This is a genomic window from Amycolatopsis sp. NPDC051371 (genome assembly GCF_040682155.1).
GTDB lineage: Bacteria > Actinomycetota > Actinomycetes > Mycobacteriales > Pseudonocardiaceae > Amycolatopsis.
This window is the reverse complement of record NZ_JBFBAG010000050.1, coordinates 15,300-38,313: the sequence shown is the minus strand read 5'-3', so window position 1 is coordinate 38,313 and position 23,014 is coordinate 15,300. Positions and strand designations below refer to the sequence as shown.

The window sequence follows — 23,014 nt, the reverse complement described above, 5'->3', positions numbered from 1 at the left end:
GGGCCGGATGCGGGTAGTCATCGCCGAAGACGCCGTGCTGTTGCGGGCCGGGGTGATCCGCCTGCTCGCCGACGAGGGCATCGAGACGGCCGCGGCCGTCGACAACGGCGACGACCTGCTCGGCGCGGTGAAGGAACACCGCCCTGACCTGGCGATCGTGGACGTCCGGATGCCGCCGACGTTCACCGACGAAGGCCTGCGCGCAGCCTTGGCGGCGCGCAAGGAGGTGCCGGGGCTGCCGGTGCTGGTGCTTTCGCAGTACGTCGAGGAGTCGTACGCGGTGGAGCTGCTCTCCGGCGGCGCGGGCGGTGTGGGCTACTTGCTGAAGGAGCGGGTGGCCGACGTCGACGAGTTCCTGGACGCGGTCCGCCGGGTCGCGAACGGCGGCACGGCGATCGACCCGGACGTGATCGCCCAGCTGATGGCCCGCGGCCGCCGCAACCCCCTCGACGCGCTGACCGCCCGCGAGTCCGAGGTGCTGGGGCTGATGGCCCAGGGCCTGTCGAACACGGCGATCGCGAACTCGCTCGTCGTTTCGCACGGCGCGGTGGAAAAGCACATCGGCAACATCTTCTCGAAGCTCGGCCTCGAAGCGAGCGCGGAGGAACACCGCCGCGTCCGCGCGGTGCTGACCTACCTGGGCCGCTGAGCCCGCCACCGTTCCACGGCGACCTGTACCGCCTGCTCGTCTTCGCGCGCGTGCGCACCGGAAGCCCCGGCCGCTCCGAGGACGACGTCTCCGTCCGTGACGAGGACCCCGCCGGCGTAGGGGACGTAGTCGCCGTGGAAGAGGTGCTGGATGCCGTCGACGATCGGTCCCGGCAGCTCGATCCCGCCCGACGGCCGCAAGGTGAGCAGCGCGGTGCGCGCCTTGGCCACCGCGATCCGGCTGGTCATCGGCATTCCGCCGTCCGAGCGGCGCAACGTGATCACTTCGCCGGTGACGTCGAGCACCGCGACGGCCAGCGGCGGGAACCCGCGCTCGGCTCCGGCCGCCAGCGCGGCCGCCACCAGCTCGTCGGCGTCGGCCAAGGTGAGACCCGGAAGGCGGGGTGACTCGATCATGAACGCCACTTTAGTGCCACCGCAAGGACAGACGGTGACCGAAAGACCCGTAAAGTGGACATAGGGTCACCCGTTCCGCGGGCGGCACCCTCCACACCGCTCACTTACCATGAGCGGACCCGCCGGAGAGGAGCGCGCAGATGACCGACGATGCCCCCTGCGTCCGCTTCTTCGGCGGCCCGCTCGACGGCCGCGTCCAGGAGCTCGGCGACGCCGAACCTGTGCCCGGCACCGTCATCCGGCACATCCACCTGCACGGCGGCCCGAAGATCGAGACCCGCTACGAGCTCGGCCTCACCGAGGGCGGCTGGGAGTACCGCGTCACAGCGACGCAGCACGAACCGGAGCCCGACGGCCTGCGGTAGGGGTAGGGAGAACCCCCGCATCGACCGGGGGTGAACAGGACCCCGAAGACGCCGGTCAGCACCGCTGTTCCCGCAGGTCGAACCGGCCAGGCTTAGCGCATGCAGACAAGCCAGGGGGTCGCCCGAGGCGGCCGGGACAGGTTTCTCGACGTCGTCCGGGCGGGGGCCATCCTCGCCGTCATCGCCCAGCACTGGGTCATGCCGGTGCTCTCCTACTCCGACGGCCGGCTCGCCACGGGCAACGCGCTCGCGACGCCCGGCTGGTGGGTCGTCACCTGGCTGTCCCAGGTCATGCCCCTGGTGTTCTTCGCCGGCGGCGCGGCCAACCTGATCTCCTTCCGCCGCGCGGAGTCGACGCGCACCTGGCTCGGCGCGCGGCTCAAGCGCCTGATGCTGCCGGTCCTGCCGCTGATGGCCGTCTGGCTCGTCATGCCGGACTTCCTGCGCGGCCTCGGCATCCCGCCGCAGCCGTTGCAGGTCGCCAGTGCGATCGCCGCGCAGCTGCTGTGGTTCCTCGCGGTCTACGTCCTGGTCGTGCTCCTCACACCGCTGATGGTCGCCGCGCACCGGCGCTGGGGCCTGAAGGTGCCGCTGGTCATGGGGGTCGCGGGGGTCCTCGTCGACGTCGCGCGCTTCAACGACCTCGGCTACATCGGCTACGCCAACGCGATCTTCGTCTGGGTCGCGGTCCACCAGCTCGGCTTCCACTACGTCGAAGGCCGCCTCGGCACGCTCACCCGCCGCGCCGCCCTGACGCTCTCGGCCGCCGGCTTCGGCATCACCGCGATGATGGTCGCGTTCGGCCCGTACCCGGCCAGCATGATCGGCATGCCGGGCGCGCCGGTGTCGAACATGAGCCCGCCGACCGTGCTGCTCGCCTTCCTCGCCGTCGGCCAGATCGGCCTGCTGCTCGCCTTCCGCCCCCAGCTCAACGCGTTCGCCGAACGCCCCGGCGTCGGACCCGCGCTCGGCTGGCTCGGCGCGCGGTTCATGAGCGTCTACCTCTGGCACATGCCGGCGCTGATCGTGGTGGCGGGCGTGACGGTCTACGGCCTCGGCTACGAAACACCGGCGCCGGGCACGCTGCTCTGGCTCGTCATGGCGCCCGCGTGGTTCGCGGTGTGCGGGCTGGTGCTGCTGGGCCTGCTGCGGTTGTTCGCGCACTTCGAGATGCAGCGGGACACCGCCGCGGTCACCGCGAAGGTGCCGCAGCTGGTCGCCGCCGGGCTGATGATCTCCGGGGGCCTGCTCGGCCTCGCCGCCCACGGGTTCGCGCCGCTCTCGGACGGCATCGCGCACGGCCCGGTGCCGTGGGTGGTCCTCGCGGCGGCCGGGTTCCTCCTGGCGGGCAAGCAGGTTCCGGTGGTCGACCTGCTGGGCCGCGCGGTGCACGTCTCCGAGCGGGCAGCCCTCAGGCGGTGAGCAGCCGCAGCGGGGTGTCGTGCAGGACGGCCCGCAGGAACGGCTCCCCCAGGCGATCGTCGGCCGCCCAGCCGGCGATCGCCTGCAGCTGCGTCGCGTAGGAGTACGGGATGTTCGGGAAGTCCGTGCCGAGCACGACGCGGTCGGCGAACGCGGCCAGCCGCGCGGTCCAGTCCGGTGGCAGCGGCGACATCTTCTCCGCGAACGGGACCCCGACCATCGTGGTGTCCAGGTGCACTCGCGGGTACTTCTCCAGCAGCTCGAAGGCGGCGCCGAACTCCGGCATAGCCGAGTGCGCGAGCACCGCCGTCAGGTCCGGGTACCGCGCCAGTACCTCTCCGAAGACCGACAACCCGGTGAAGTCGCCCCGCAACGGACCGTGTCCACAGTGGACGACGACGGGGACGCCCGCGTCCGCCAGCGCGCCCCACACCGGCTTCAGCAGCTCGTCGCGCGGGTCGTACGCGCCCACCTGCACGTGCGCCTTGAACACCCGGGCGCCGGCGCGCAGCGCACCGTCCACAGCGGACCCGGCGCCGGGCTCGGGGTAGAACGTCCCGGTCGGTACCGCGTCCGGAACGTTCGCGGCGAACTCCAGCGCCCACGAAGTCAGCCACTCGGCCATCCCCGGCTTGTGCGGGTAGACGAGCGGCGCGAAGCGCGTCACACCCAGCGAGCGCAGGGTGTCCAGCCGCTCCTGCTCGGACGTCCGGTAGTGCACCGGCCAGTCGGTGCCGTAGTGCGTCGAAGCCCGGTCGAAGTACGCCCAAACCTTGTCCATCACCGGTTTCGGCAGGAAGTGGACGTGCAGGTCGACCAGGCCCGGCAGGCCCAGCGACGCCGTCCAGCGCGCGACGTCGCTGTCATCGGCCGGGCCCGCCGTCACTCCGTGAACCGGCCCTTCAGCGCGCGGCCCATGGCCCTCCTGATGTCGCGATCGGCGTCGCGCTTGGCGAGCGTCTGCCGCTTGTCGTAGGCCTTCTTGCCCTGCGCCAGCGCGATCTCGACCTTGACCTTGCCGTCCTTGAAGTACATCGACAGCGGCACCAGGGAGAGCCCGCTCTCCTTGGTCTTGCCGATGAGCTTTTCGATCTCCCGCCGGTGCAGCAACAGCTTCCGGGTCCGCCGCGGCATGTGGTTGGTCCACGTGCCCTGCGTGTACTCCGGGATGTGCACGTTGCGCAGCCACACTTCGCCGTCGTCGACCGTCGCGAACGCGTCCGCCAGGGACGCCTTGCCCTCGCGCAGGCTCTTCACCTCGGTGCCGACGAGCACGAGACCGCACTCGTAGGTGTCGAGGATGGAGTAATCGTGCCGCGCTTTGCGGTTCGACACGATTACCTTCTGGCCACGTTCCTTGGGCATACGACCACTCTACGTGATGTCCGGGGCCGCAAGCAGCCGGTTAAAGGGCTAGTGCCGGACGTACAGCCGCAGCGTGACGTAACCGGTGATGGCGGAGATCACCACGGACACCGCCAGCAGGATCGGCGCCACCGGGAACAGCAGCTCCAGGGTGGTGATCTTCGGGAAGACGTCACCGGTGAACACCGAATCGAGGAACCCGGCCTTCGTGATGATCAGCATGACTATCCCGATGATCGCACCGAAGGTGCCGGCGACCACCGCCTCCAAGAGGAACGGCAGCTGCGTGTACCACCGCGTCGCGCCGACGAGCCGCATGATGCCGACTTCGGTGCGCCGGGTGAACGCGGACACCTGGATCGTGTTGGCGATCAGCAGCAGCGCGGCGATGGCCATGATGAGCGCGGCCCCGAAGGCCATGTTCCGGACACCGTTGAAGGCGTTGAACACACGGTCGAGGAACTTCTTCTGGTCGTCGACCTTCCGCACGCCCGGCTTGCCGCCGTACTCCTGCACGATCGACTCGCTGCGGTCCGGGTCCTTCAGCTTCACGTGCAGCGACGCGGGCAGCGACTCCGGCCCGGTCAGCTGGATGAGCTCCGGCTGGCTCTCGAAGATCTTCTTGAACCGGTCGAAGGCCTGGTCGCGGTTCTCGAACACGACCGACTCGACGCCGTCGTTGCTCTGCAAGGACGACCGCAGCGACTGGCACAGGGACTGCGTGCAGTTCTTGTCGGTCGCGCTGATGTCGTCGGTGAGGTAGACCGAAACCTCGACGTCGGCGAGGAAGTTGGACTTCATCTTGTCGATCGTGCGCACGGCCAGGAGGCCGCCGCCGAGCATGGCGAGCGACACGGCCGTGGTCAGGATCATCGCGATGGTCATCGTGACGTTCCGGCGCAGGCCGGTGATTACCTCACTGAAGACGAAACTGGCACGCATGTCGGGGTCTGGTCCTTGGAGTCGGGGGCGTTGGCGGGGCGGAGAATGCCGGGGTCAGCGACCGATGCCGTAGACACCGCGGGCGTCGTCGCGGATCACCCGGCCGAGCTGCAGCTCGACGACGCGGCGCCGCATGGAGTCCACGATGCCGTGGTCGTGGGTCGCCATCAGGACGGTCGTGCCGGTGCGGTTGATCCGCTCCAGCAGCAGCATGATGTCCTGACTGGTGTCGGGGTCCAGGTTCCCGGTCGGCTCGTCGGCGAGCAGCACCAGCGGCCGGTTGACGAACGCGCGCGCGATCGCGACGCGCTGCTGCTCACCACCGGAGAGCTCGTTGGGCAGCCGGTCCGCCTTGCCGTCGAGGCCGACGAGCTCGAGCACCTCGGGGACGACCTTCTTGATGGTCGGGGCGGGCTTGCCGATGACCTCGAGGGCGAACGCCACGTTCTCCGCGACGGTCTTGTTGGCCAGCAGGCGGAAGTCCTGGAACACGCAGCCGATGGTCTGCCGCAGGCGGGGAACCCGGCGGCGGGCCAGCTTGGCGACGTCGAAGTTCGAGACCATCACGCGGCCCTTGCTCGGCGTCTCTTCGCGCAGCAGCAGCCGGAGGAAGGTCGACTTCCCCGATCCCGAGGGACCGATGAGGAAGACGAACTCACCCTTGTCGATGTTGACGGACACCCGCTCGAGCGCGGGCCGCGTCGAGGTCTTGTAGACCTTGGAAACCTCTTCGAGCCGGATCACGATTCGGCATACTACCCACCGGTCTCGTGAAGCCCCGGTTGCCCGGTCCACCCGGGTGGAGCAGCGGGTGTTTGCGCACGGTGAGCGGTCGCGCGAACACCCCCCGCGCCGATCGGACCCCGCGGCGCCCTGAATGACTCATTCACGACCTCGGAAGGTCCGCATGAGTCGTTCGAGGCGCCGGCGCCGGCGCGACCTCGCCGCGCCCCCTGGGAGTCAGACGGTGGCCGACTGCTTCCGCCAGCGGATGCCGGCGTCGAGGAAGCCGTCGATGTCGCCGTCGAGCACCGCGGTCGGGTTGCCGACCTCGAACTCGGTCCGCAGGTCCTTGACCATCTGGTACGGGTGCAGCACGTAGGAGCGCATCTGGTTGCCCCAGCTGGAGCCGCCGTCCTTGAGCGCGTCCATCTCCTTGCGCTCTTCTTCCTTCTTGCGCTGCAGTAGCCGGGACTGGAGGACCTTCATCGCGGCCGCCTTGTTCTGCAGCTGCGACTTCTCGTTTTGGCAGGAGACGACGATGTTCGTCGGGAGGTGCGTGATGCGCACCGCGGAGTCGGTCGTGTTCACGCTCTGCCCACCGGGGCCCGACGAGCGGTAGACGTCGACCCGGATGTCCTTCTCCGGGATGTCGACGTGGTCGACCTCTTCGACCTCCGGCAGCACCTCGACGTGCGCGAACGACGTCTGACGGCGGCTCTGGTTGTCGAACGGCGAGATCCGGACGAGCCGGTGGGTGCCCTGCTCGACCGAGAGGGTGCCGTAGACGTAGGGGGCGCTGACCGTGAACGTCGCCGACTTGATGCCCGCCTCTTCGGCGTAGGAGATGTCGTAGACGTCGGTCGGGTAGCCGTGGCGCTCCGCCCAGCGCAGGTACATCCGGAGCAGCATCTCGGCGAAGTCGGCCGCGTCGACGCCACCGGCCTCGGAGCGGATGGTGACGACGGCGTTGCGGTCGTCGTACTCGCCGGAGAGCAGGGTGCGGACCTCGAGGCCGTCGATGGCCTTGCCGAGGTCGGTCAGCTCGCTCTCGGCTTCGCCCATGCTGCCGGCGTCGCCCTCGGCCTCGGCGAGCTCGTACAGCACGCCGAGGTCGTCGAGCCGCTGGCGCAGGTCGGAGACCCGGCGCAGCTCGCCCTGCCGGTGGGACAGCTGGCTCGTGACCTTCTGCGCCGCCTCCGGGTCGTCCCAGAGGGTCGGGCTCGAAGCCTGCTCCTCCAGGTCGGCCACCTGGGCACGCAGCGCATCCAGGTCCATCACCGACTCGATCTGCGTCAGCTTGCCGGTCAGGTCCCTCAGTGCCGCGTCGAACTCATCACTCACGTTTGTCAAGGTTACGGCAAAACCCACGACCGGTTGCGAGGACCGGTCGTGGGCGCGTGAACTTCAGGCCGCGGGGATGGCGTCGAGCAGCTTGAGCGCGGCCTTGGCCTGAGCCTGGGCGAACTCGGCGACGGCCTTCTCGTACGGCCCGTCGGCCGACTTGGTGGCCGCCTTCGCGTCGTCGAGCTGCTGGCCGTAGCTCGTCCGGGCCGACTCGAGCAGCACCTGGCGCTGCTTCGCGGTCAGCGACGCCGCGTGCACGAGCCGCAGGATGAGCGGGCTGCGCAGGTGGTCGGGACCGGCCTCGGACGTCAGCCAGGCCTTGAAGGCCTTTTTGCCGGCGGCGGTGATCAGGTACTGCTGGCTGGAGCGCGGGCCCTGCTTGCCGAGCCGGACGAGACCTTCTTTGGACAGCGCCGGGAGCTCCCGGTACACCTGGCTGCGGGTGACGCTGAAGAAGGCGCCGAATCGCTCACCCGCTCCCGCGACGAGCTGCCCGCCGGTGGCGGGACCGTCGTGGAGCAGACCGAGGAGGGCGGCGGCTGTTGCATTCAATTCGGACACGTCCCCAAGATTCCCACTTATCGGCCGCTGTGTCCACAGTGGTCAGCAGATCTGTCCATTGTGGCTAGTCAGATCCCCTCGTTCGGCCCAATGCGACCAGGTCCACTGTGGACCGCGGACACGCTGTGCAACCACCGGGGCGCCACTTTGGTCCAACCAGCCGCACGCGAACGGCCCCGGCGCCGCCAGGCAGGTGAGTTCGGCGGGCGGTTCTCCCCGGCTTGGCCGACTCCGGACACGCACCGCAACCACCCGGAAACGGCGTTCACATCGTGGGATCCGCAGTCATTCGACAGTTTCGCGGAAAAGTCGGCAGCGAAACTCGTGCGAACATGACAAAAGAGGCACGTTCCCGAATTTCCGAGAACGTGCCTCTTGGTGGTAGCGGGGACAGGATTTGAACCTGCGACCTCTGGGTTATGAGCCCAGCGAGCTACCGAGCTGCTCCACCCCGCGCCGTTGTGGTACTTGAATAGATTACACGGGGTGTCCGACGGGTTTACACCGGGGTCCCCGAAGCAGCTGACCAGGCGTTACGCCACTTCGAGCCACTGACGGGCTCCACTGAGGACCATCGTCAGGCCGTCCTCGAACCGCGAACCGACGTCAGCGAGGAGATCTCCCGCCTCCGCGTCGCGGTACCGCTCGTCGAGCTGACCCGGCACCGGGTAGACCGCCTGCTCTTCGATGGTGAAGCCGACGACGTAGCTGTAGACGGTGAACAGCGCCTGCCCCGCCCGGCGCTCGTCCAGGCCGGCCTCGATGCTCCGCCGCAGCGGGCTCGGCCCGACCAGGCCCGTGTCGCCGAGGTAGGTGCCGGCGAAGACCTTCCCGCCGTCGCGGTAGGACAGCATCATCCGGCGCAGCGCCCGCGCGCCGTGCGCGACGGCTTCCCACTCCCCCAGCGAGTCCGGCGGCCGCCGGTCCCCGGCCGAATCGGCGTACATCTGCGTCGCCATCTCGTCGAGCAGCTCCTGCTTGTTCTTCATGTGCCAGTAGAGCGCCGGCGCCTTGACCCCGAGGTCGGCGGCGATCAACCGCAGCGTGAGTCCGTTGAGGCCGGTTTCGTTGAGCAGCTTCAGCCCGGAACGCGCGATGTCCCGCCTGGTCAGGGCCATGGTGCCGGTTCTCCTCGTGGTGCTCGCTTGACAATTTAACAATGTTAAGGGCATCCTCGGATCAGGTCAATTTAACGTTGTTAAGGAGCTGGGGATGAACGAGCTGACGGCGGAGGTGGTCGTCGCCGGGGCGGGGCCGACCGGGCTGATGCTGGCGAACGAGCTGGCACTGGCCGGGGTGGACGTCGTGGTGCTGGAGCGCCTGCCGGTCCGGACCGGACTGTCGAAGGCGCTGAACCTGCAGCCGCGCACGGCGGAGGTGCTGGACCTGCGCGGGTTGCTCGGCCGGGCGGAGCAGCGGTCGTTCGCGACTGTCGCGGACGGACACTTCTCGGTGATCCCGGTGAGCTACGCCGGCTGGGACACGCGGCACCCGTACCAGGTGGGCATCCCGCAGGCGCAGGTCGAAGCGACGCTGGAAGAGCGGCTGGCCGAGCAGGGCGTCAAGGTACTGCGCGGCCACGAGCTGACCGGCTTCGAGCAGGACGCCGCCGGCGTGACGGTCACGGCGGGCGACCTCCGGGTGCGCGCGGCGTACCTGGTGGGCTGCGACGGCGGCCGCAGCGCGGTGCGCAAGGCCCTGAACCTGCCGTTCGAAGGGATCGAGGGCCGCGGCCACGGCGTCTCGGCGGACGTCCTGTTCCGGACGACCCCGCCGGGCGCCCCGACGGAGTGGCGGTCGATGGGGAAAATGGTGACCTCGCTCAGCCCGGGCAAGTTCGTCGGCTTGATCCCGCTGGGCGAGCCGAACCTGTACCGCCTGAGCTACGGCGACCGGCTGCACCGCCCGGACGACCTCCGGGCCGAGGTGCCGGAGGAGGAGGTCCGCGCGGCGGTCCGCGAACGTTTCGGCGCGGAAGCAGAGATAGAAGAGATCCGCTGGACATCCCGGTTCTCCGACGACAGCCGCCTGGTGGCGAAGTACCGGGTGGGCCGGGTGCTCCTGGCGGGCGACGCGGCGCACATCCACTTCCCCGCCGGCGGCCAAGGTCTGAACCTCGGCGTCCAGGACGCGGTGAACCTGGGCTGGAAGCTGGCGGCCGAGCTGCGCGGCCGGGCGCCGGCCGGTCTCCTGGACACGTACGAGACGGAACGTCGCGCGGTGGCGAACGGAGTGCTGCAGAACGTGGCCGCCCAGAACGCCCTGATTCCCCTGACCCCGGACCAGCTGGCCCTGCGCGCCCTGTTCCGCGACCTGACGGGCATCCCGGAGGTCCAGCGCAAGCTGTCGGGAATGGTCTCCGGTCTGGACATCCGCTACGCACCGGAGGAAGAGACCCACCCGGCGGCGGGCGCCCGCCTCCCGGACTTTCCGCTGAGCAACGGCTTCGCGAGCGACTTGTTCCACAGTGGAAAGTTCGTCCTGCTGACGAAAACCCCGGCGGAGGCACCTCACCCGGAGGTAGTCGTAGCCGAAGTGCCGAAGCTGCCTTGGCCCGACTTGACGAAGATCCTGGTCCGCCCAGACGGCTACGTGGCAACAACAGACGGCTCAACAGAAGCCTGGCTGAAAAACTGACGCGACCACACCGGGGGGTCCAGGGGGGCGGAGCCCGCCCTGGCGGGGGTCTGGGGGTCCGACCCCCAGGGGAAATGCGAAGGAGGCGCGGTCGGCGCTTTCCGCCGACACACGCCTCCTGCATCCGTAGCGGGGACAGGATTTGAACCTGCGACCTCTGGGTTATGAGCCCAGCGAGCTACCGAGCTGCTCCACCCCGCGTCGTAGTACCTACCTTACGCCCTGGTTTCCAAAGGGCGCAAAGCAGGTACCCCGAAGGTAACTGAGGTCACCCGCCAGGCTGGGTACTGGACGGCGGCGTGCTGGTTCCCGGCGCCGCCGTCTTGGCCGCTTCGTAGGCCCTGGCAGCCGCGTCGAGAGCCGAGAGGGCAGCACCCTGGTCGGCGAAGTTGCCGGACTGCTGGGCCGCCTTCAGCTTGGCGATGGCCGACTGGATGTCCAGGACGGCCTTGTCCAGAGCCGCGTTGCCCCCGCTCGTGTTGGGTGGCGTCGTGGTCGGCGTGGTCGTGGGTGTCGTCGTCGGCGCCGTCGTGGGCTGGCCCGCCTGCGGTGGCGTGGTCGTCGCCTCGCCCGTGCCGGGCCCGAAGACCTGGTCGAGGGCTTCCTGGAGCGTCGCGCCGTAACCGACCTTCGGACCGTAGGAGACGAGCACCCGCGCCAGCTGTGGATAGCTGTTCTGGTTGCGCTGCCGGATGTACACGGGCTCCACGTACAGGAAGCCCTGCGCGACCGGCAGCGTGATCAGGTTGCCGTAGATCGGGATGACGTTGGGGTTGTTGAACAACGTCCGGTCCTGCGCCACCCGTGGATCACTTTGGAACCGGTTTTGGACCTGAACCGGACCGTCGACCTGCGTGGCCCCTGTCGCCGCACTGGGTAGCTGGAGGACGCGGATCTTCCCGTAGTCGTTCGGATCCGAGGACACCGACATCCAGGACGCGAGGTACTGCCGCTGCAGACCGGTGAGCGAGCTGGTCAGCTGGAACGTCGGTTTGCTCTGGCCGGGGGTGTCGGCGAGGACGTAGTAACCGGGCTGGTTCGCGGCGCCGGCCGCGGCCGGGTTGGAGCCGCCTTCGGCCGTCGGGTCCTGCGGGACGCTCCAGAACGCCTGCTGCGAGTAGAACTCCTGCGGGTTGCTGACGTGGTAGCGCGACAGCAGCTCACGCTGGATCTTGAAGAGGTCCTCGGGGTAGCGGAAGTGCGACCGCAGGTCCGGCGAGATCTCGGAGCTCGGCTTCACGAGCCCGGGGAAGACCTTCTCCCACGCGTTGAGGACCGGTTCCTTGTCGTCGATCGAGTACAGGTTCACCGTGCCGTTGAAGGCGTCGACGGTGGCCTTGACCGAGTTGCGGATGTAGTTGATCGAGCTGTTGTTCTGGCGGGCGACGCCGTTGAGCGAGTCGTTGGTGGCCGCGCCGAGCTGCGTCTGCTGCGAGTACGGGAAGTTGTTGATCGTGGTGTAGCCGTCGATGATCCACTGGATCTTGCCGTCGACGACCGCGGGGTACGGGTCGCCGTCGAGGGTCAGCCACGGCGCGACCTTGCTGACGCGCTCGCGCGGGTCGCGGTTGTACATGATCTTCGAGTTGTCGCCGATGGCGTCGGAGAACAGGATGTTGCGTTCGCCGTACTCCGCCGCGAAGGCCAGGCGGTTGAACCAGTTGTCGACCGAGACGCCGCCGGTGCCCTTGTAGGTGTAGCGGTCGGTGGCGGTGTCGTACTCGCCGGGCGCGTTGCCGGTGGTGCCGCCGACGATGGCGTAGTCGGAGTCCGCGGCGGACAGTTCGCCGTAGTAGATCCGGGGTTCCTTGACCGCGATGCCGGGCTGACCCGTGCCGGACGAGCCGGCGCCGGAGGGGTTCTGGGTGTCGCTGGTGGTGGCGATCGGGTAGCCGCCGTCGGAGTTGGCGTCCTTGACCGCGCGGTCGATCGTGTTGGCCGGCGCGGCGACGAAGCCGTTGCCGTGGGTGTAGACGAGGTGCTTGTTGATCCAGCTGGTCTGGTTGCCGGTCAGGCCCTCGGTCTTGATCTCCTTGGCGGCGACGATGTAGTCCTGCGTGGTGCCGCCGACGGTGTAGCGGTCGATGTCGAGCTTGGCCGGGAACCCGTAGAAGTTCTCGCGCCCGACGCGCTGGGTGAAGGTGTCGGAGAGGATGTTCGGGTCGAGCAGCCGGATGTTCGACATCGTCCCGGTGTCGGTCTTGAGCTGCTCCGGAGTGGCCGACGCGCTACCCGTGTAGGGCTGGTACTGGACGTCGGTGAGGCCGAAGGCGCGGCGGGTGGCGTCCATGTTGCGCTGGATGGACGTCGCTTCCTTCTCGTTCGCGTTGGGCTTCACCGAGAACTGGTCGAGGATCGCGGGCCACGCGACGCCGACGAGGATGCTCGACAGGATCAGCAGCACGAGGGCGATCGCCGGCAGCTGCAGGTTGCGCAGGAAGGCACCGGCGAAGAACGCGACCGCGCAGATCACCGAAATGCACAGCAGGATCAGCTTCGCGGGCAGGACCGCGTTCAGGTCGGTGTAGGTCGCGCCGACGAACAGCGGCATGCCCCGGTCGGACAGCAGCAGGTTGTACCGGTCGAGGAAGTACTCGGCGGCCTTCAGCAGCACGAAGAGGCCGACGGTGATGGCGAGCTGCGCGCGGGTCGGGCCGGCGAGCTGCCCGCCCTTGCCGGCCAGCCGGATGCCGCCGAAGACGTAGTGCGAGATCAGCGCGCCGAAGAAGGAGACGACGACGGTGATGAACAGCCAGCCGAGGAGCCAGTTGTAGAACGGCAGGCTGAAGGCGTAGAAGCCGACGTCGTTGCCGAACTCGGGGTCGGTCTGGCCGAACGAGGTGCCGTTGAGGAACAGCTGCACGACCTGCCAGTCGCCCTGGGCGGACAGACCGGCGATGAGGCCGGTGAGCACCGGGATCCCGATGCCGAAGAGGCGGATGCGCGCGACGATCGCGGACCGGTAGCGGGCCAGCGGGTCGTCGGCGCCGGAGATCGGCACGAACACCGGGCGGGTCCGGTAGGCGATCATCAGGCTGACCGCGAGCGCACCGCCGACGAGCACCCCGACCGCGAAGAACAGGATGACGCGGGTGACCACCTGGGTCGTGAACACCGACCGCGCGCCGACCTCCCCGAACCAGAGCCAGTCGACGTACGTGTCGAGCAAGCGGGCCCCGAGCAGGAGCGCCAGCACGATCACCGCGGCGATGATGAGGAGGATCCGGCTCCGCCGGGACAGCTTCGGCAGGCTCACCGGGGGCCGAGTCGCCACGGTGCACGCTCCTGTCATTCGTCAGCACTTGAACAGGGGCGCACGCGCCCCCTGATTCCCTAACTCTACGGATGCCGCGGGAAGTTCCCGGGACCCGCCCGAACCGGACTCGCGGCGTGGTCGCGCGGACCGGCCTGACACGATGTGCGCATGGAACCGCAGCAGGCCGGCGTGGCCGCTCTCGCGCGCGAAGTCGAGGAGTTCATGGCCGCCGGCGGCTGGGACCAGCCGCCGCAGCTGTTCGCGCTGGTGCCGACGGCGGCGCTGCTGGACGAGCAGCCGGAGCTGGCCGGCCAGCTCGACCGGGCGAACCCGCTGACACCGGTGGCGCAGGAAGCGCTGCCCGAGGGCGACCTCGCCGACGCGCTGGCCCGGATCGCGTGGCCCGATCTGGTGATCGGGTGCGCGCTCGCCCAGGAGATCATCGTGCTGCCGCCGGGCTCGGAGTCGGAGCTGCCGGACGTCGCGGAGGCCGACGCGGAGAGCCTGCGCCGCGCGGCCGCCGACCACCCGCAGCGGACGGAGGCCCGCTTGGTGGCCGCGATCCTGCGCGACGGCAACGGCTCGTGCGTCATGCGGCTGCGCGGGATCGGGACGGCCGAGGGCACCGACGAGTCGGTCGACGAGATCGTCGAGAGCCCCGACCTCGCCCCGAACCTCCTCGAGGCCCTCAAGGCGACGCTCCTCCCCTAGCAGGAGGCCGTCGGCCGGCCCGCCTTCAGGTTCGCCAGCTGCGCGAGGGCGTCGTCCAGTGTGGACACCTTGATGAGGTTGAGCCCGTCGGGCGCCGTGGTCTTGGCCTCGGCGCAGTTGTGCTCGGGCACCAGGAAGTCGGTGGCGCCGGCCTCGCGCGCGCCGACGACCTTGAACGAGATTCCACCGATCGGGTCGACCTCGCCGGTCTCGGTGATCTCGCCGGTGCCGGCGATGTGCCGCCCGCCCGCGATGTCGTCTCCCTTGAGCCGGTCGATGATCGCGAGGGTGAACATCAGCCCGGCCGACGGCCCGCCGACGTCCTGCAGGGAGATGGTGACGTTGAAGGGCGCCTCGGCGCGGTCGGTCGCGGTGAGGCCGATGAAGCCTTCCTTGCGGTCCGGGCGCGAGGCGAGCGTGAGCGGCACGGTGCGTTCCGGCTGCCCGTCCGACTGGAAGGTGATCTGGACGGTCTGGCCGGGCAGGGTGCCGGCCAGCGCGGCCCGGACGTCCGCGGCTTCGACGATCTTCTTGCCGTTGACCGTGATCAGCTTGTCGCCGGGGGCGAGCACGTGGTCGGCCGGGCTGCCGGAGACGATCTGCTTCGCCAGCACCTTGACCGGGTAGCCGAGCTCGCGCAGGGCGGCGACCTGGGCGTTCGACTGGGAGTCCTGCAGCTGCTGGATGTTCTCCTGCTTGACCTGTTCGTTCGTCTCGCCGGGCTTGAAGTACTCCTCGCGCGGCGCGAGCGCGTAACGGCCGCTGGCCCAGAAGCCGAGGCCCTGGAAGAGCGTGACGCCGTCGTGCAGCGAGACGGTCGTCATCCGCAGTTCGCCGGTCGTCGGGTGGGTCTCGTGACCGCTGACCTGGATGACCGGGTTGCCCGCGGCGTCGCGACCCAGCGTGTCGTAGGTCGGGCCGGGGCTGATCGCCACGAACGGCACCGGCACGACCAGACCGAGCACCACGAAGACGAGGAACAGCGAGCCGCTGACCACGAGCGTCCAGCCGCGGCGGGTCATCCGCCGGGCGTCACCGCCGGCCTCGGCGCCGGGGTCCGGGCTGCTCTTCGCGGGCGCGGTCTGCTCGGAGGACTTGGTCACGACCGACAGCGTACGGTGACCGCGTTCGCTTCTCGGTGAAGGCCACGCACATGGGTCCGGTTGACGCGCTCGGGGGCGTCCGACCCGCGTACGGTGGACACATGAGCAATCCCCCGTTCGGCTTCGGACCGTCCGATCCCGACAAACGAGGTGAGAACGACCCCTCCGAGGGCGGCCAGCCGTCCGGTGCCGAGGCCTTCAACCAGCTCGGGCAGATGCTGAGCCAGCTGGGCCAGATGCTCAGCCAGGCGGGCACTTCCAGCGGGCCGGTGAACTACGACCTCGCCAAGCAGATCGCCCTCCAGAACCTGGGCAGCGCCGGGAACACCGGCGAGAGCCGCCTCGGCTTCTCCGGCGGAGACGACTCGAACGCCGCCGTCCGCGACGCCGCCCACCTCGCCGAGCTCTGGCTCGACGCGGCGACGATCCTGCCGGCCGGCGCGACGTCGGCGGTCGCCTGGTCGCCGCGGACCTGGGTCGAGAAGACGCTGCCGACGTGGCAGCGGCTGTGCGACCCGGTCGCCCGCCAGGTGTCGGGTGCCTGGATGGAGGCGCTGCCCGCGGAAGCCAAGGAAGCCGCCGGCCCGCTGCTGCAGATGATGGGGCAGATGGGCGGGATGGCCTTCGGGTCCCAGCTCGGCCAGGCTCTGGCCCAGCTGGCGTCGGAGATGCTGACGGCGTCCGAGATCGGCCTGCCTCTGGCCCCGGCTGGGACGTCGGCGCTGCTGCCCGCGAACATCGAGAAGTTCGCCGAGGGCCTGGAGCTGCCGAACAGCGAGATCCTGGTGTTCCTGGCCGCCCGCGAGGCGGCGCACCAGCGGCTGTTCACGCACGTGCCGTGGCTGCGCCAGCGCCTGCTGGCGACGGTCGAGGAGTTCGCGCACGGCATCACGGTCGACACGTCGGCGCTCGAGTCCCTGGCCGGCCGGATCGACCCGGCCAATCCCGCGAGCATCGAAGAGGCCATGTCGTCGGGGCTGCTGGAGCCCCAGACGACGGACGAGCAGAAGGCCGCGCTGAGGCGCCTGGAGACGCTGCTCGCCCTGGTGGAGGGCTGGGTCGACGTGGTGGTGGCCGAGGCGGTCGGCGACCGGCTCCCGGGAGCGGACGCGCTGCGCGAGACCCTGCGCCGCCGCCGCGCGACGGGCGGTCCTGCCGAGCAGACGTTCGCCACGCTGGTCGGCCTGGAGCTGCGCCCCCGCCGCATGCGGGACGCGTCGAACCTGTGGAAGCTGGTCGGTGACCGCCACGGTCTGGAGAAGCGCGACGGCCTGTGGTCCCACCCGGACCTGATGCCGACGGCGGAGGACCTGGACGAGCCGATCGACTTCGCGGACCGCGTCGGCGAGACGGGCTCGCTGGACGACCTGGACCCGATCGCGGAGCTGGAGCGCACGCAGCAGTCGGAGCAGTCGGAACGCTCCGAGCGCGAGCAGAAGAGCAAGGACACCCCACCCGAGGAGGGCGAGACCCCGGCGTAGACCGGGTCGTCTTCGGAAGGCCGGTGCTCCGCGGAAGCGGGCCACCGGCTTTCCGCTTTTGTCGGCCACCCTCGATCGCGCCGGCCGGCCGGTCGTTTCCCGGCCGTCGACCTCCTCGGGCGCGCACCGCCCCATCTCTCCCCTCCCGCCGTCCCACCGGTGGCCCGCAAAGGCAACCGGGGTGACCCGGAACCGCAGGTCACCCCGGTCTCCTCACCCGCTCAACACTCGGTGTCGATCCCCCACCCGGCGGCGGCCGCCAACCCCTCGAGGTATCCCATCGCCCGATCGGTCTTCGGGTACTTCCGCACCAGCGCCCAGAACGCCGCGTCGTGCCCGGGCTCGCGCAGGTGCGCCAGCTCGTGCACCAGCACGTAGTCCAGTACCCAGGGCGGGACCTTCCGCAGCCGGTCGCTGACCCGGATGGTCGCGTCGACCGGCGTGCAGGACGCCCACCGCGTGCGCATCGGCGGCACCCAGCGGACGCTCGCCGGCACCGCGGTGCCGCCCAGGTACTTGCCCGACAGCAGCGCGCAGCGCGCCAGCAGGGCGTCGTCCGACGTCTTCGGGAGCGCCGGCCGACGTGGTTCCGAGCGCTGCAGCTTGCGCTCCATCTCGGCGACCCAGTGTTTCTCCTCCGCCCTGGTCATCCGCGCCGGGATGAGCACGATCAGCGTGTCATCCTTCCAATACGCGGTGACCGTCCGGTGCCGGCGCTGGCTGCGCCGCACTTCGACCTTGTGTCCGGGTGTGTCCGACAGGGGGTTCGTGTCCCCCCGGCCTCTCAGCGAGGGCATCTGTGCTTCGACCACTCGACAACGGTAAGGCCCGGCACCGACAAGTCCGAGCGCGTTGAGGTCACAGAGCCGAGTTGTCCACAGCCTCGTTCACTTGTGGACAACTCGGCCGATCCGGCGCCTTCGCGGGCTCGATCGTCGCCGCCGGGTGCCATCCTCCGGACATGATCCTCTCCACCGCGGACATGCCACCGGTGCTCCTGCCGGCCCATCCCGCCCTGCTCCCGGGCATCACGGTGCTCGAACGCGGCCCGCGCGAGATCCAGCTCGGGCTCGACCCGCGCCACGGCGTGATCGTCGAAGGCCTGCCGCCTCGCCTCGTCGCGCGGCTGCGAAAACTCGACGGAAGCAAGCCCGTCGAGCGGCTCTTGCTCGCCGAGAGCGAACACCGCGACCAGCTGCGGACACTGCTGCGGCAGCTGGCCGCGCTCGGCCTGGTCACCGACGCTGGACGCCCGGACGGTCCGGGGCTCCGCGGCGAAACCGGCCTCTGGTCCCTGCGGGCGCGCCACCACCAGACCGCGCTGAGCGACCTGCGGCGCGCCACCGCGGTCACGGTGCACGGCAACGGCCGGGTGGCGGTCGCGGTCGCCGTGCTGCTGGCCAACGCCGGGATCGGGCACGTCGAGCTGGAGCTGCCCGGCACGGTGACCGAGGACGACCTGGGCACCGGCTTCACCGAAGCCGACCTGGGCCGGTCCCGGCGCCAGGCCCTCGGCGACCTGCTCCGCCGGGTCGATCCCGAGGTCCGCGTGACCCGCCTGCACGACCGGTACCCGGAGCTGACCCTGCTCACCGACGCCGTCGTCCCCGCGCCGGAGGTCGTCACCGAGCTGATGGCGGACGGCGTCCCGCACCTGGCCGTCCGCGTCCGCGACGGGACGGGCATCGTCGGGCCGCTGGTCGTCCCGGGCCGCAGTTCGTGCCTGCGCTGCGCCGACCTGCACCGGACCGACCTCGACCCGTGCTGGCCGCGCGTCGCCGGCCAGCTGACCGGCCGGCACCAGCGGCCCGACCTCGGCGCCGTCCACGCCTGTGCATCGCTGGCCGTCGCGCAGGCCATGCGGCTGCTCTCCCCCGCCGAGCCGGCGCCGCCGGCGTGGAACGCGACCCTCGAGATCGACGCCTTCGACGGCCGCATCCGCCACCGCGGCTGGCCCCCGCACCCGCGGTGCGGTTGCGGTGCTCCGGCACCGCAACAGGAGACGTAGGCCACTAAGACGCCGTGAGCAGGCTGCGCGCCGCCGAGGTCGCAAGGCAGAATCGCGGAGGTGACCGACTTCCGCGACCCAGGCGATCGTGATCCCGCGATGCCGCGCAAGGGTGCCGCCCGTACTGCCAAGCTCGCCAGTCTGCCGCTCGGGATCGCCGGCCGGGCGGTCGGCGGGTGGGGCAAGCGGCTGGCCGGTCAAAGCGCGGAGCAGGTCAACGCAACGCTGTCGGCGAAGGCAGCCGAGCAGCTGTTCGAGGTGCTCGGCACGCTCAAGGGCGGGGCGATGAAGTTCGGCCAGGCGCTGAGCGTGTTCGAGGCGGCGGTACCGGACGACATGGCGAAGCCGTACCGCGAGGCGCTGACGAAGCTGCAGGCCGCGGCGCCGCCGATGCCGGTCCGGCAGACCCACCGGGTGCTCGCCGAGCAGCTGGGCCGCACCTGGAGCAGCCGGTTCGCCTCGTTCGACGACGAGCCGGCGGCGGCCGCGAGCATCGGCCAGGTCCACCGCGCGGTCTGGCACGACGGCCGCGAGGTCGCGGTCAAGGTGCAGTACCCAGGCGCCGACGAGGCGTTGCGCAGCGACCTGCGGCAGCTGCAGCGGTTCAGCAGGCTGTTCCAGGCGTTCGTGCCCGGCACGGAGGTCAAGCCGCTGCTGGCCGAGCTCGCCGAGCGGATGAACGAGGAGCTCGACTACCAGTCCGAGGCCCAGCACCAGCGCGCCTTCGCGAAGGCGTTCGAGGGCGATCCCGGCATCCTGGTGCCGCGCGTGGTGGCCAGCGCGCCGAAGGTCGTCGTGACGGAGTGGGTGACCGGCACGCCGTTGTCCAAGGTCATCGCGGACGGCGACCGCGAGACGCGAAACCTGGCGGGCCGGCTGCTGGCGGAGTTCCACTACTCGTCGCCCGAGCGCGTCCACCTGCTGCACTCGGACCCGCACCCGGGCAACTTCATGATCACGGCCGACGACAGGCTGTGCGTCATCGACTTCGGCGGCGTCGCCCGGCTGCCCGACGGCATCCCCCGCCACCTGGGCGAGATGACGCGGCTGGCCCTCGACGGCGAGTCCGCCGGGCTGATGCGCCTGCTGCGCGAGAACCGGTTCATCCGCGCCGACAGCGACCTGGCCGCGGACGAGGTGCTCGCGTACCTGGCGCCGTTCACCGAGCCGCTGGCGGAGCCGATGTTCCACTTCACGCGCAAGTGGATGCAGCGGCAGGCCTGGCGGGTCGGCGACAGCCGCGGCAACGACTTCCGGGTCGGGCGGTCGCTCAACCTGCCGCCCGAGTACCTGATGATCCACCGGGTCACGGCCGGGTCGACGGGCATCCTCTGCCAGCTCGACGCGGAGATCCCGGCACGCGGCATCGTGGAGCGCTGGCAGCCCGGTTTCGCCGCCTGAGTTGTCCACAGGCCGGTCCGCGAACGGCCGGATTCCGGCGAGTTGTCCACAGCTGCGGGGAACGGGGTTCCACCCGGTTGGCCGAGCCGTCATGCTCGGTTGATGACCGCTACTCAATGCACTGATCCACTGTCCCTCAGTAATCCCGGCTCGTGCGAGGTGATGAACCTCGAACAGTTGCGCAAGGCCGGGGTGTCCGACCGAAGAACCCGGCGGCTCTGCGGCCCCGGCGGGCCGTGGCGCCGCCTGCACCCCGGTGTCGTCCTGCTGCGCAACAACGCTCCGACGCGGCAGCAGCTGCTGCACGCCGCCCTGGTGCGCTACGGGCCGCGGGTGGTGATCACGGGCGCCGACGCGTTGCAGGCCCACGGCGTGAAGTGCCCGACGGACGACGAGATCCGGCTGCTGGTACCCGACCATTGCCGGGTGGCGGCGTGCGACGGCGTCAGCGCGGCGCGCACGGCCCGGATGCCGGCGCCGGTGGTGGTCGACGGGCTGCCGTTCGCCCCGCCGTCCCGGGCGGCGCTCGACATGGCGAGGTCCGAGCCCGACCCGGCGCGGATCCGCCACCTGCTGACGCTCCCGCTCTACTGGGGCCTGTGCGACCGGCAGGAGCTGCTGACAGAGCTGACCGAAGGGCCCCAGCGCGGCACGGCGGCGGTCCGGAAGGTGCTCGGCGAGCTGGACGAGGGCCCGATCCAGGCCCACGGCCTGGCAGTGCAGGCCCTGGACAAGGCGCACCTCCCACCGCCGATCTGGGACTTGACGATCTGCGACCGCCGAGGCCGCCGCATCGGCGAGGCGGACGCGTGGTGGGACGAGATCGGCCTGGCCTGGCAGTACCGCTGCGGTCCCGGCACCGGCGGCTTCTCACACCTGGCCCTGGCGGCGACCGGGATCGTCCTGGTCCGCTGCACGGTCCGCCAGCTGCGCCAGGTCCCGCGCGAGGTGGCGCGAGAGCTGGCCCAAGCCTTCGGCGAGGCATCCCGCACGCCGCGCCCGAAGGTCCGCGCGGTCCCGATGACCCCCGTCGGCGACGCGGCATGACGACTTACGGGAACCGTCAGCAGCGCCGCGCGCCTCGATGCGGCCGCGCCATCCCACCGACCAACCCGCGCGTGCTGGCCGTGCGCGGTCACACCCCGCAGGAGCGCGGAACGATCACCAGTATTCGTCGGGCAGCTTGCCCTCGATGTCGCGCACGTGCTGCCGCGCGCAGTCCGGGCACAGCCACCGCAGGCCGCCCCGCTCGCGGCTGGACACCCAAGCGAGCGCCGTAGCCGGATCCTCGTCGGCGCCGCGGGTGCGCCCGCACCGCGTGCACGCGACCGGCTCGCTCACGGCAACCGTCCACAGTGGATCGCTTTGGCGCCGAACAGGTACAGGTCGTCCCGGCGGCCGAGGAAGTCCGGGCCGTCGGGGTCGATCAGCGCGGCGACGGTGGCGCGATCATCGGCATCAAGCCGATCCCCGGCCGACTCGGCAAGCCACCCGACGCGCTGCACGACGTACTCGCGCAGCAAGTCCGAACCCGGCATGGGGTGATCGATGAGCGCACCGAACGACTCGACGTCCTCGAGCCCGGCCTCGCGAAGGGCGCGCGGCCAGCCGTAGGGCATGGCGACGCTGCCCGGAAGCCCGGCCCGCATCCCGGCGAACCACTCGGCCCGCGCGGCGAGCAGCCGTTGCTCCAGCCCGGGCCGTCCCACCCCGAGATCCCAAGGGAGGCACCGCATTTCGAGACCACCCTCGCCGAGGGCGAGCACCCCACCGGGCCGCACCAGCCGGGCAAGGGCGTGCAAGGCGGCCTGCTGATCACCGACGTGGTGCACAACGCCCGAAGCCCACACGAGATCGGCGGCGGGCACCCGCTCGGCCAGCCGCGGATCGGCGAGGTCCCCGTGCACGCCGACGACCTCGACATCCCCACCGGCGGCCCCGGACACGGCCCGCCGCGCCTCGGCCAGCAGTTCAGGCGTGGCATCGAGGAGCGCGATGGTGCCCCCATCCCCACGGGCGACGAGCTCACGCGCGAAGAGCACGCTCATCCCGCCGGCCCCACACCCGACATCGAGCAGGGTCGGCCGCCCGGGCACCCGCCCGAGCAACCGCCGCGCGACGGGCGCGAGCGCACCGGCATCGAGCGAGTCGGCCATGCGCAGCTGAGCGAGCCGATCCGCCCAATCGATGTCGTCGTGGGTGTGTACGGACATCACCCCATTCAACACCAGCGGCCGCGACCGAACAGCACCTGAAGGAGGACACCGACCCCATACCCGCAGGTCCGCACACCAGGCGAGCTCGCGCCGGCATGCGGGTGCCGCAGCCGCGCAGCACCGAGAGGCAAGGCCCTGGCGAAGATGCACGTCCGGCGAGGGGGCCGGCGAGTCGCCCTCGGCGACGAGGCCGTCGACGCTCGGGCTACGGCGGCCGAACAGTGCCACCGACCGACAAGGACCCGGCGCCGCTTCCACCCCGGCGAAAGATCCCGGCGAGTCGCCCCTCGGCGATTAACTGTGATGTCCAGGGACGTTGTCCCGAGATGAGGTGACCTGGTGGCGGCCTGTCGTGCTGACAGGTGAAGGCCTCCGGTTGTGAAGTGGAGCTGTCTAGGAACCACGTCACCGCCC

At 70.4% G+C, this 23,014-nt stretch carries 22 protein-coding genes and 2 tRNA genes; 9 read left to right on the top strand and 15 right to left on the bottom strand.

Annotation, left to right across the window (positions count from 1 at the left end):
* Positions 1 to 7: 7 nt before the first annotated feature.
* Positions 8 to 649 (top strand): response regulator transcription factor, encoded by a 642-nt coding sequence (locus AB0M59_RS42700; RefSeq protein ID WP_364627247.1) that lies wholly within the window; start codon positions 8 to 10, stop codon positions 647 to 649.
* On the opposite strand, the gene AB0M59_RS42695 is transcribed toward AB0M59_RS42700, so the two are convergent.
* Positions 634 to 1,065, bottom strand: a complete 432-nt coding sequence (locus AB0M59_RS42695) for a heme-binding protein (RefSeq protein WP_364627245.1) — start codon at positions 1,063 to 1,065, stop codon at positions 634 to 636. The genes AB0M59_RS42700 and AB0M59_RS42695 overlap by 16 nt on opposite strands.
* A gap of 140 nt (positions 1,066 to 1,205) precedes the next feature.
* Here AB0M59_RS42695 and AB0M59_RS42690 point away from each other — a divergent pair, with 140 nt between their 5' ends.
* On the top strand, positions 1,206 to 1,430 hold the full coding sequence (locus tag AB0M59_RS42690; protein WP_364627243.1) for a hypothetical protein: 225 nt from the start codon (positions 1,206 to 1,208) through the stop codon (positions 1,428 to 1,430).
* 99 nt (positions 1,431 to 1,529) lie between these two features.
* Complete coding sequence (locus AB0M59_RS42685; RefSeq protein WP_364627241.1) at positions 1,530 to 2,852, top strand: acyltransferase; 1,323 nt, start codon at positions 1,530 to 1,532, stop codon at positions 2,850 to 2,852.
* On the opposite strand, the gene AB0M59_RS42680 is transcribed toward AB0M59_RS42685, so the two are convergent.
* The 8 genes from AB0M59_RS42680 to AB0M59_RS42645 all read right to left on the bottom strand — a co-directional run bounded on the left by AB0M59_RS42680 (position 2,842) and on the right by AB0M59_RS42645 (position 8,905).
* On the bottom strand, positions 2,842 to 3,738 hold the full coding sequence (locus AB0M59_RS42680; protein WP_364627239.1) for an amidohydrolase family protein: 897 nt from the start codon (positions 3,736 to 3,738) through the stop codon (positions 2,842 to 2,844). The genes AB0M59_RS42685 and AB0M59_RS42680 overlap by 11 nt on opposite strands.
* Positions 3,735 to 4,217: an SsrA-binding protein SmpB gene (smpB, locus tag AB0M59_RS42675; RefSeq protein WP_155544589.1), complete on the bottom strand. Its 483-nt coding sequence runs from the start codon at positions 4,215 to 4,217 to the stop codon at positions 3,735 to 3,737. The genes AB0M59_RS42680 and smpB overlap by 4 nt, the downstream gene beginning before the upstream one ends.
* Positions 4,218 to 4,265: 48 nt before the next feature.
* Positions 4,266 to 5,159, bottom strand: coding sequence for a permease-like cell division protein FtsX (ftsX, locus tag AB0M59_RS42670; RefSeq protein ID WP_364627237.1), 894 nt, complete (start codon positions 5,157 to 5,159; stop codon positions 4,266 to 4,268).
* A gap of 54 nt (positions 5,160 to 5,213) precedes the next feature.
* Entirely contained in the window at positions 5,214 to 5,903 is a 690-nt protein-coding gene (ftsE, locus tag AB0M59_RS42665) for a cell division ATP-binding protein FtsE (RefSeq protein WP_364627236.1), read from the bottom strand.
* Positions 5,904 to 6,119: 216 nt separating this feature from the next.
* Positions 6,120 to 7,223 carry a peptide chain release factor 2 gene (gene prfB / locus AB0M59_RS42660; RefSeq protein ID WP_364627235.1) on the bottom strand — a complete coding sequence of 368 codons (1,104 nt, stop codon included), beginning with the start codon at positions 7,221 to 7,223 and terminating at the stop codon, positions 6,120 to 6,122.
* 63 nt (positions 7,224 to 7,286) lie between these two features.
* Positions 7,287 to 7,787, bottom strand: a complete 501-nt coding sequence (locus AB0M59_RS42655; RefSeq protein ID WP_364627233.1) for a helix-turn-helix transcriptional regulator — start codon at positions 7,785 to 7,787, stop codon at positions 7,287 to 7,289.
* A 379-nt stretch (positions 7,788 to 8,166) separates the two neighbouring features.
* Positions 8,167 to 8,243: transfer RNA gene (locus AB0M59_RS42650), tRNA-Met, on the bottom strand.
* Positions 8,244 to 8,320: 77 nt separating this feature from the next.
* A complete protein-coding gene (locus AB0M59_RS42645; protein ID WP_364627231.1) occupies positions 8,321 to 8,905 on the bottom strand; it encodes a TetR/AcrR family transcriptional regulator C-terminal domain-containing protein in 585 nt (194 codons plus the stop codon).
* Between the two features lie 94 nt (positions 8,906 to 8,999).
* Here AB0M59_RS42645 and AB0M59_RS42640 point away from each other — a divergent pair, with 94 nt between their 5' ends.
* Positions 9,000 to 10,424, top strand: coding sequence for an FAD-dependent monooxygenase (locus AB0M59_RS42640; protein ID WP_364627230.1), 1,425 nt, complete (start codon positions 9,000 to 9,002; stop codon positions 10,422 to 10,424).
* 127 nt (positions 10,425 to 10,551) lie between these two features.
* Here the strand turns inward: AB0M59_RS42640 and AB0M59_RS42635 are convergent.
* Positions 10,552 to 10,625, bottom strand: a tRNA-Met gene (locus AB0M59_RS42635).
* Between the two features lie 67 nt (positions 10,626 to 10,692).
* Positions 10,693 to 13,716, bottom strand: a complete 3,024-nt coding sequence (locus AB0M59_RS42630; protein WP_364627229.1) for a UPF0182 family protein — start codon at positions 13,714 to 13,716, stop codon at positions 10,693 to 10,695.
* A gap of 132 nt (positions 13,717 to 13,848) precedes the next feature.
* Between AB0M59_RS42630 and AB0M59_RS42625 the strand changes: the two genes are divergently transcribed.
* Positions 13,849 to 14,391: a PPA1309 family protein gene (locus AB0M59_RS42625; protein ID WP_364627227.1), complete on the top strand. Its 543-nt coding sequence runs from the start codon at positions 13,849 to 13,851 to the stop codon at positions 14,389 to 14,391.
* On the opposite strand, the gene AB0M59_RS42620 is transcribed toward AB0M59_RS42625, so the two are convergent.
* The gene (locus tag AB0M59_RS42620) at positions 14,388 to 15,494 is read right to left on the bottom strand and encodes a S16 family serine protease (protein ID WP_364627225.1); all 1,107 of its coding nucleotides are present in this window, start codon (positions 15,492 to 15,494) and stop codon (positions 14,388 to 14,390) included. The genes AB0M59_RS42625 and AB0M59_RS42620 overlap by 4 nt on opposite strands.
* 101 nt (positions 15,495 to 15,595) lie before the next feature.
* On the opposite strand from AB0M59_RS42620, the gene AB0M59_RS42615 reads away from it, so the two are divergent.
* Positions 15,596 to 16,975, top strand: coding sequence for a zinc-dependent metalloprotease (locus AB0M59_RS42615; RefSeq protein WP_364627223.1), 1,380 nt, complete (start codon positions 15,596 to 15,598; stop codon positions 16,973 to 16,975).
* 221 nt (positions 16,976 to 17,196) lie between these two features.
* Here the strand turns inward: AB0M59_RS42615 and AB0M59_RS42610 are convergent, their stop codons facing one another.
* Positions 17,197 to 17,706 (bottom strand): M48 family metallopeptidase, encoded by a 510-nt coding sequence (locus AB0M59_RS42610; RefSeq protein ID WP_364627317.1) that lies wholly within the window; start codon positions 17,704 to 17,706, stop codon positions 17,197 to 17,199.
* Positions 17,707 to 17,936: 230 nt separating this feature from the next.
* Here AB0M59_RS42610 and AB0M59_RS42605 point away from each other — a divergent pair, with 230 nt between their 5' ends.
* The 3 genes from AB0M59_RS42605 to AB0M59_RS42595 all read left to right on the top strand — a co-directional run bounded on the left by AB0M59_RS42605 (position 17,937) and on the right by AB0M59_RS42595 (position 21,431).
* Positions 17,937 to 18,983 (top strand): hypothetical protein, encoded by a 1,047-nt coding sequence (locus AB0M59_RS42605; RefSeq protein ID WP_364627222.1) that lies wholly within the window; start codon positions 17,937 to 17,939, stop codon positions 18,981 to 18,983.
* A 60-nt stretch (positions 18,984 to 19,043) separates the two neighbouring features.
* A complete protein-coding gene (locus tag AB0M59_RS42600; RefSeq protein WP_364627220.1) occupies positions 19,044 to 20,384 on the top strand; it encodes an AarF/ABC1/UbiB kinase family protein in 1,341 nt (446 codons plus the stop codon).
* A gap of 162 nt (positions 20,385 to 20,546) precedes the next feature.
* Positions 20,547 to 21,431, top strand: coding sequence for a hypothetical protein (locus AB0M59_RS42595; protein ID WP_364627218.1), 885 nt, complete (start codon positions 20,547 to 20,549; stop codon positions 21,429 to 21,431).
* A 114-nt stretch (positions 21,432 to 21,545) separates the two neighbouring features.
* On the opposite strand, the gene AB0M59_RS42590 is transcribed toward AB0M59_RS42595, so the two are convergent.
* A complete protein-coding gene (locus AB0M59_RS42590; protein ID WP_364627216.1) occupies positions 21,546 to 21,725 on the bottom strand; it encodes a hypothetical protein in 180 nt (59 codons plus the stop codon).
* Positions 21,722 to 22,597: a methyltransferase gene (locus tag AB0M59_RS42585; protein ID WP_364627215.1), complete on the bottom strand. Its 876-nt coding sequence runs from the start codon at positions 22,595 to 22,597 to the stop codon at positions 21,722 to 21,724. The genes AB0M59_RS42590 and AB0M59_RS42585 overlap by 4 nt, the downstream gene beginning before the upstream one ends.
* Between the last annotated feature and the right edge of the window lie 417 nt (positions 22,598 to 23,014).

Bases quoted from the DNA above. Each gene is read 5' to 3' on its own strand.
- AB0M59_RS42700 (WP_364627247.1), top strand. From the start codon at position 8: ATGCGGGTAGTCATCGCCGAAGACGCCGTGCTGTTGCGGGCCGGGGTG.
- AB0M59_RS42695 (WP_364627245.1), bottom strand. From the start codon at position 1,065: ATGATCGAGTCACCCCGCCTTCCGGGTCTCACCTTGGCCGACGCCGAC.
- AB0M59_RS42690 (WP_364627243.1), top strand. From the start codon at position 1,206: ATGACCGACGATGCCCCCTGCGTCCGCTTCTTCGGCGGCCCGCTCGAC.
- AB0M59_RS42685 (WP_364627241.1), top strand. From the start codon at position 1,530: ATGCAGACAAGCCAGGGGGTCGCCCGAGGCGGCCGGGACAGGTTTCTC.
- smpB (WP_155544589.1), bottom strand. From the start codon at position 4,217: ATGCCCAAGGAACGTGGCCAGAAGGTAATCGTGTCGAACCGCAAAGCG.
- ftsX (WP_364627237.1), bottom strand. From the start codon at position 5,159: ATGCGTGCCAGTTTCGTCTTCAGTGAGGTAATCACCGGCCTGCGCCGG.
- AB0M59_RS42645 (WP_364627231.1), bottom strand. From the start codon at position 8,905: ATGGCCCTGACCAGGCGGGACATCGCGCGTTCCGGGCTGAAGCTGCTC.
- AB0M59_RS42640 (WP_364627230.1), top strand. From the start codon at position 9,000: ATGAACGAGCTGACGGCGGAGGTGGTCGTCGCCGGGGCGGGGCCGACC.
- AB0M59_RS42630 (WP_364627229.1), bottom strand. From the start codon at position 13,716: ATGACAGGAGCGTGCACCGTGGCGACTCGGCCCCCGGTGAGCCTGCCG.
- AB0M59_RS42625 (WP_364627227.1), top strand. From the start codon at position 13,849: ATGGAACCGCAGCAGGCCGGCGTGGCCGCTCTCGCGCGCGAAGTCGAG.
- AB0M59_RS42615 (WP_364627223.1), top strand. From the start codon at position 15,596: ATGAGCAATCCCCCGTTCGGCTTCGGACCGTCCGATCCCGACAAACGA.
- AB0M59_RS42605 (WP_364627222.1), top strand. From the start codon at position 17,937: ATGATCCTCTCCACCGCGGACATGCCACCGGTGCTCCTGCCGGCCCAT.
- AB0M59_RS42595 (WP_364627218.1), top strand. From the start codon at position 20,547: ATGAACCTCGAACAGTTGCGCAAGGCCGGGGTGTCCGACCGAAGAACC.
- AB0M59_RS42585 (WP_364627215.1), bottom strand. From the start codon at position 22,597: ATGTCCGTACACACCCACGACGACATCGATTGGGCGGATCGGCTCGCT.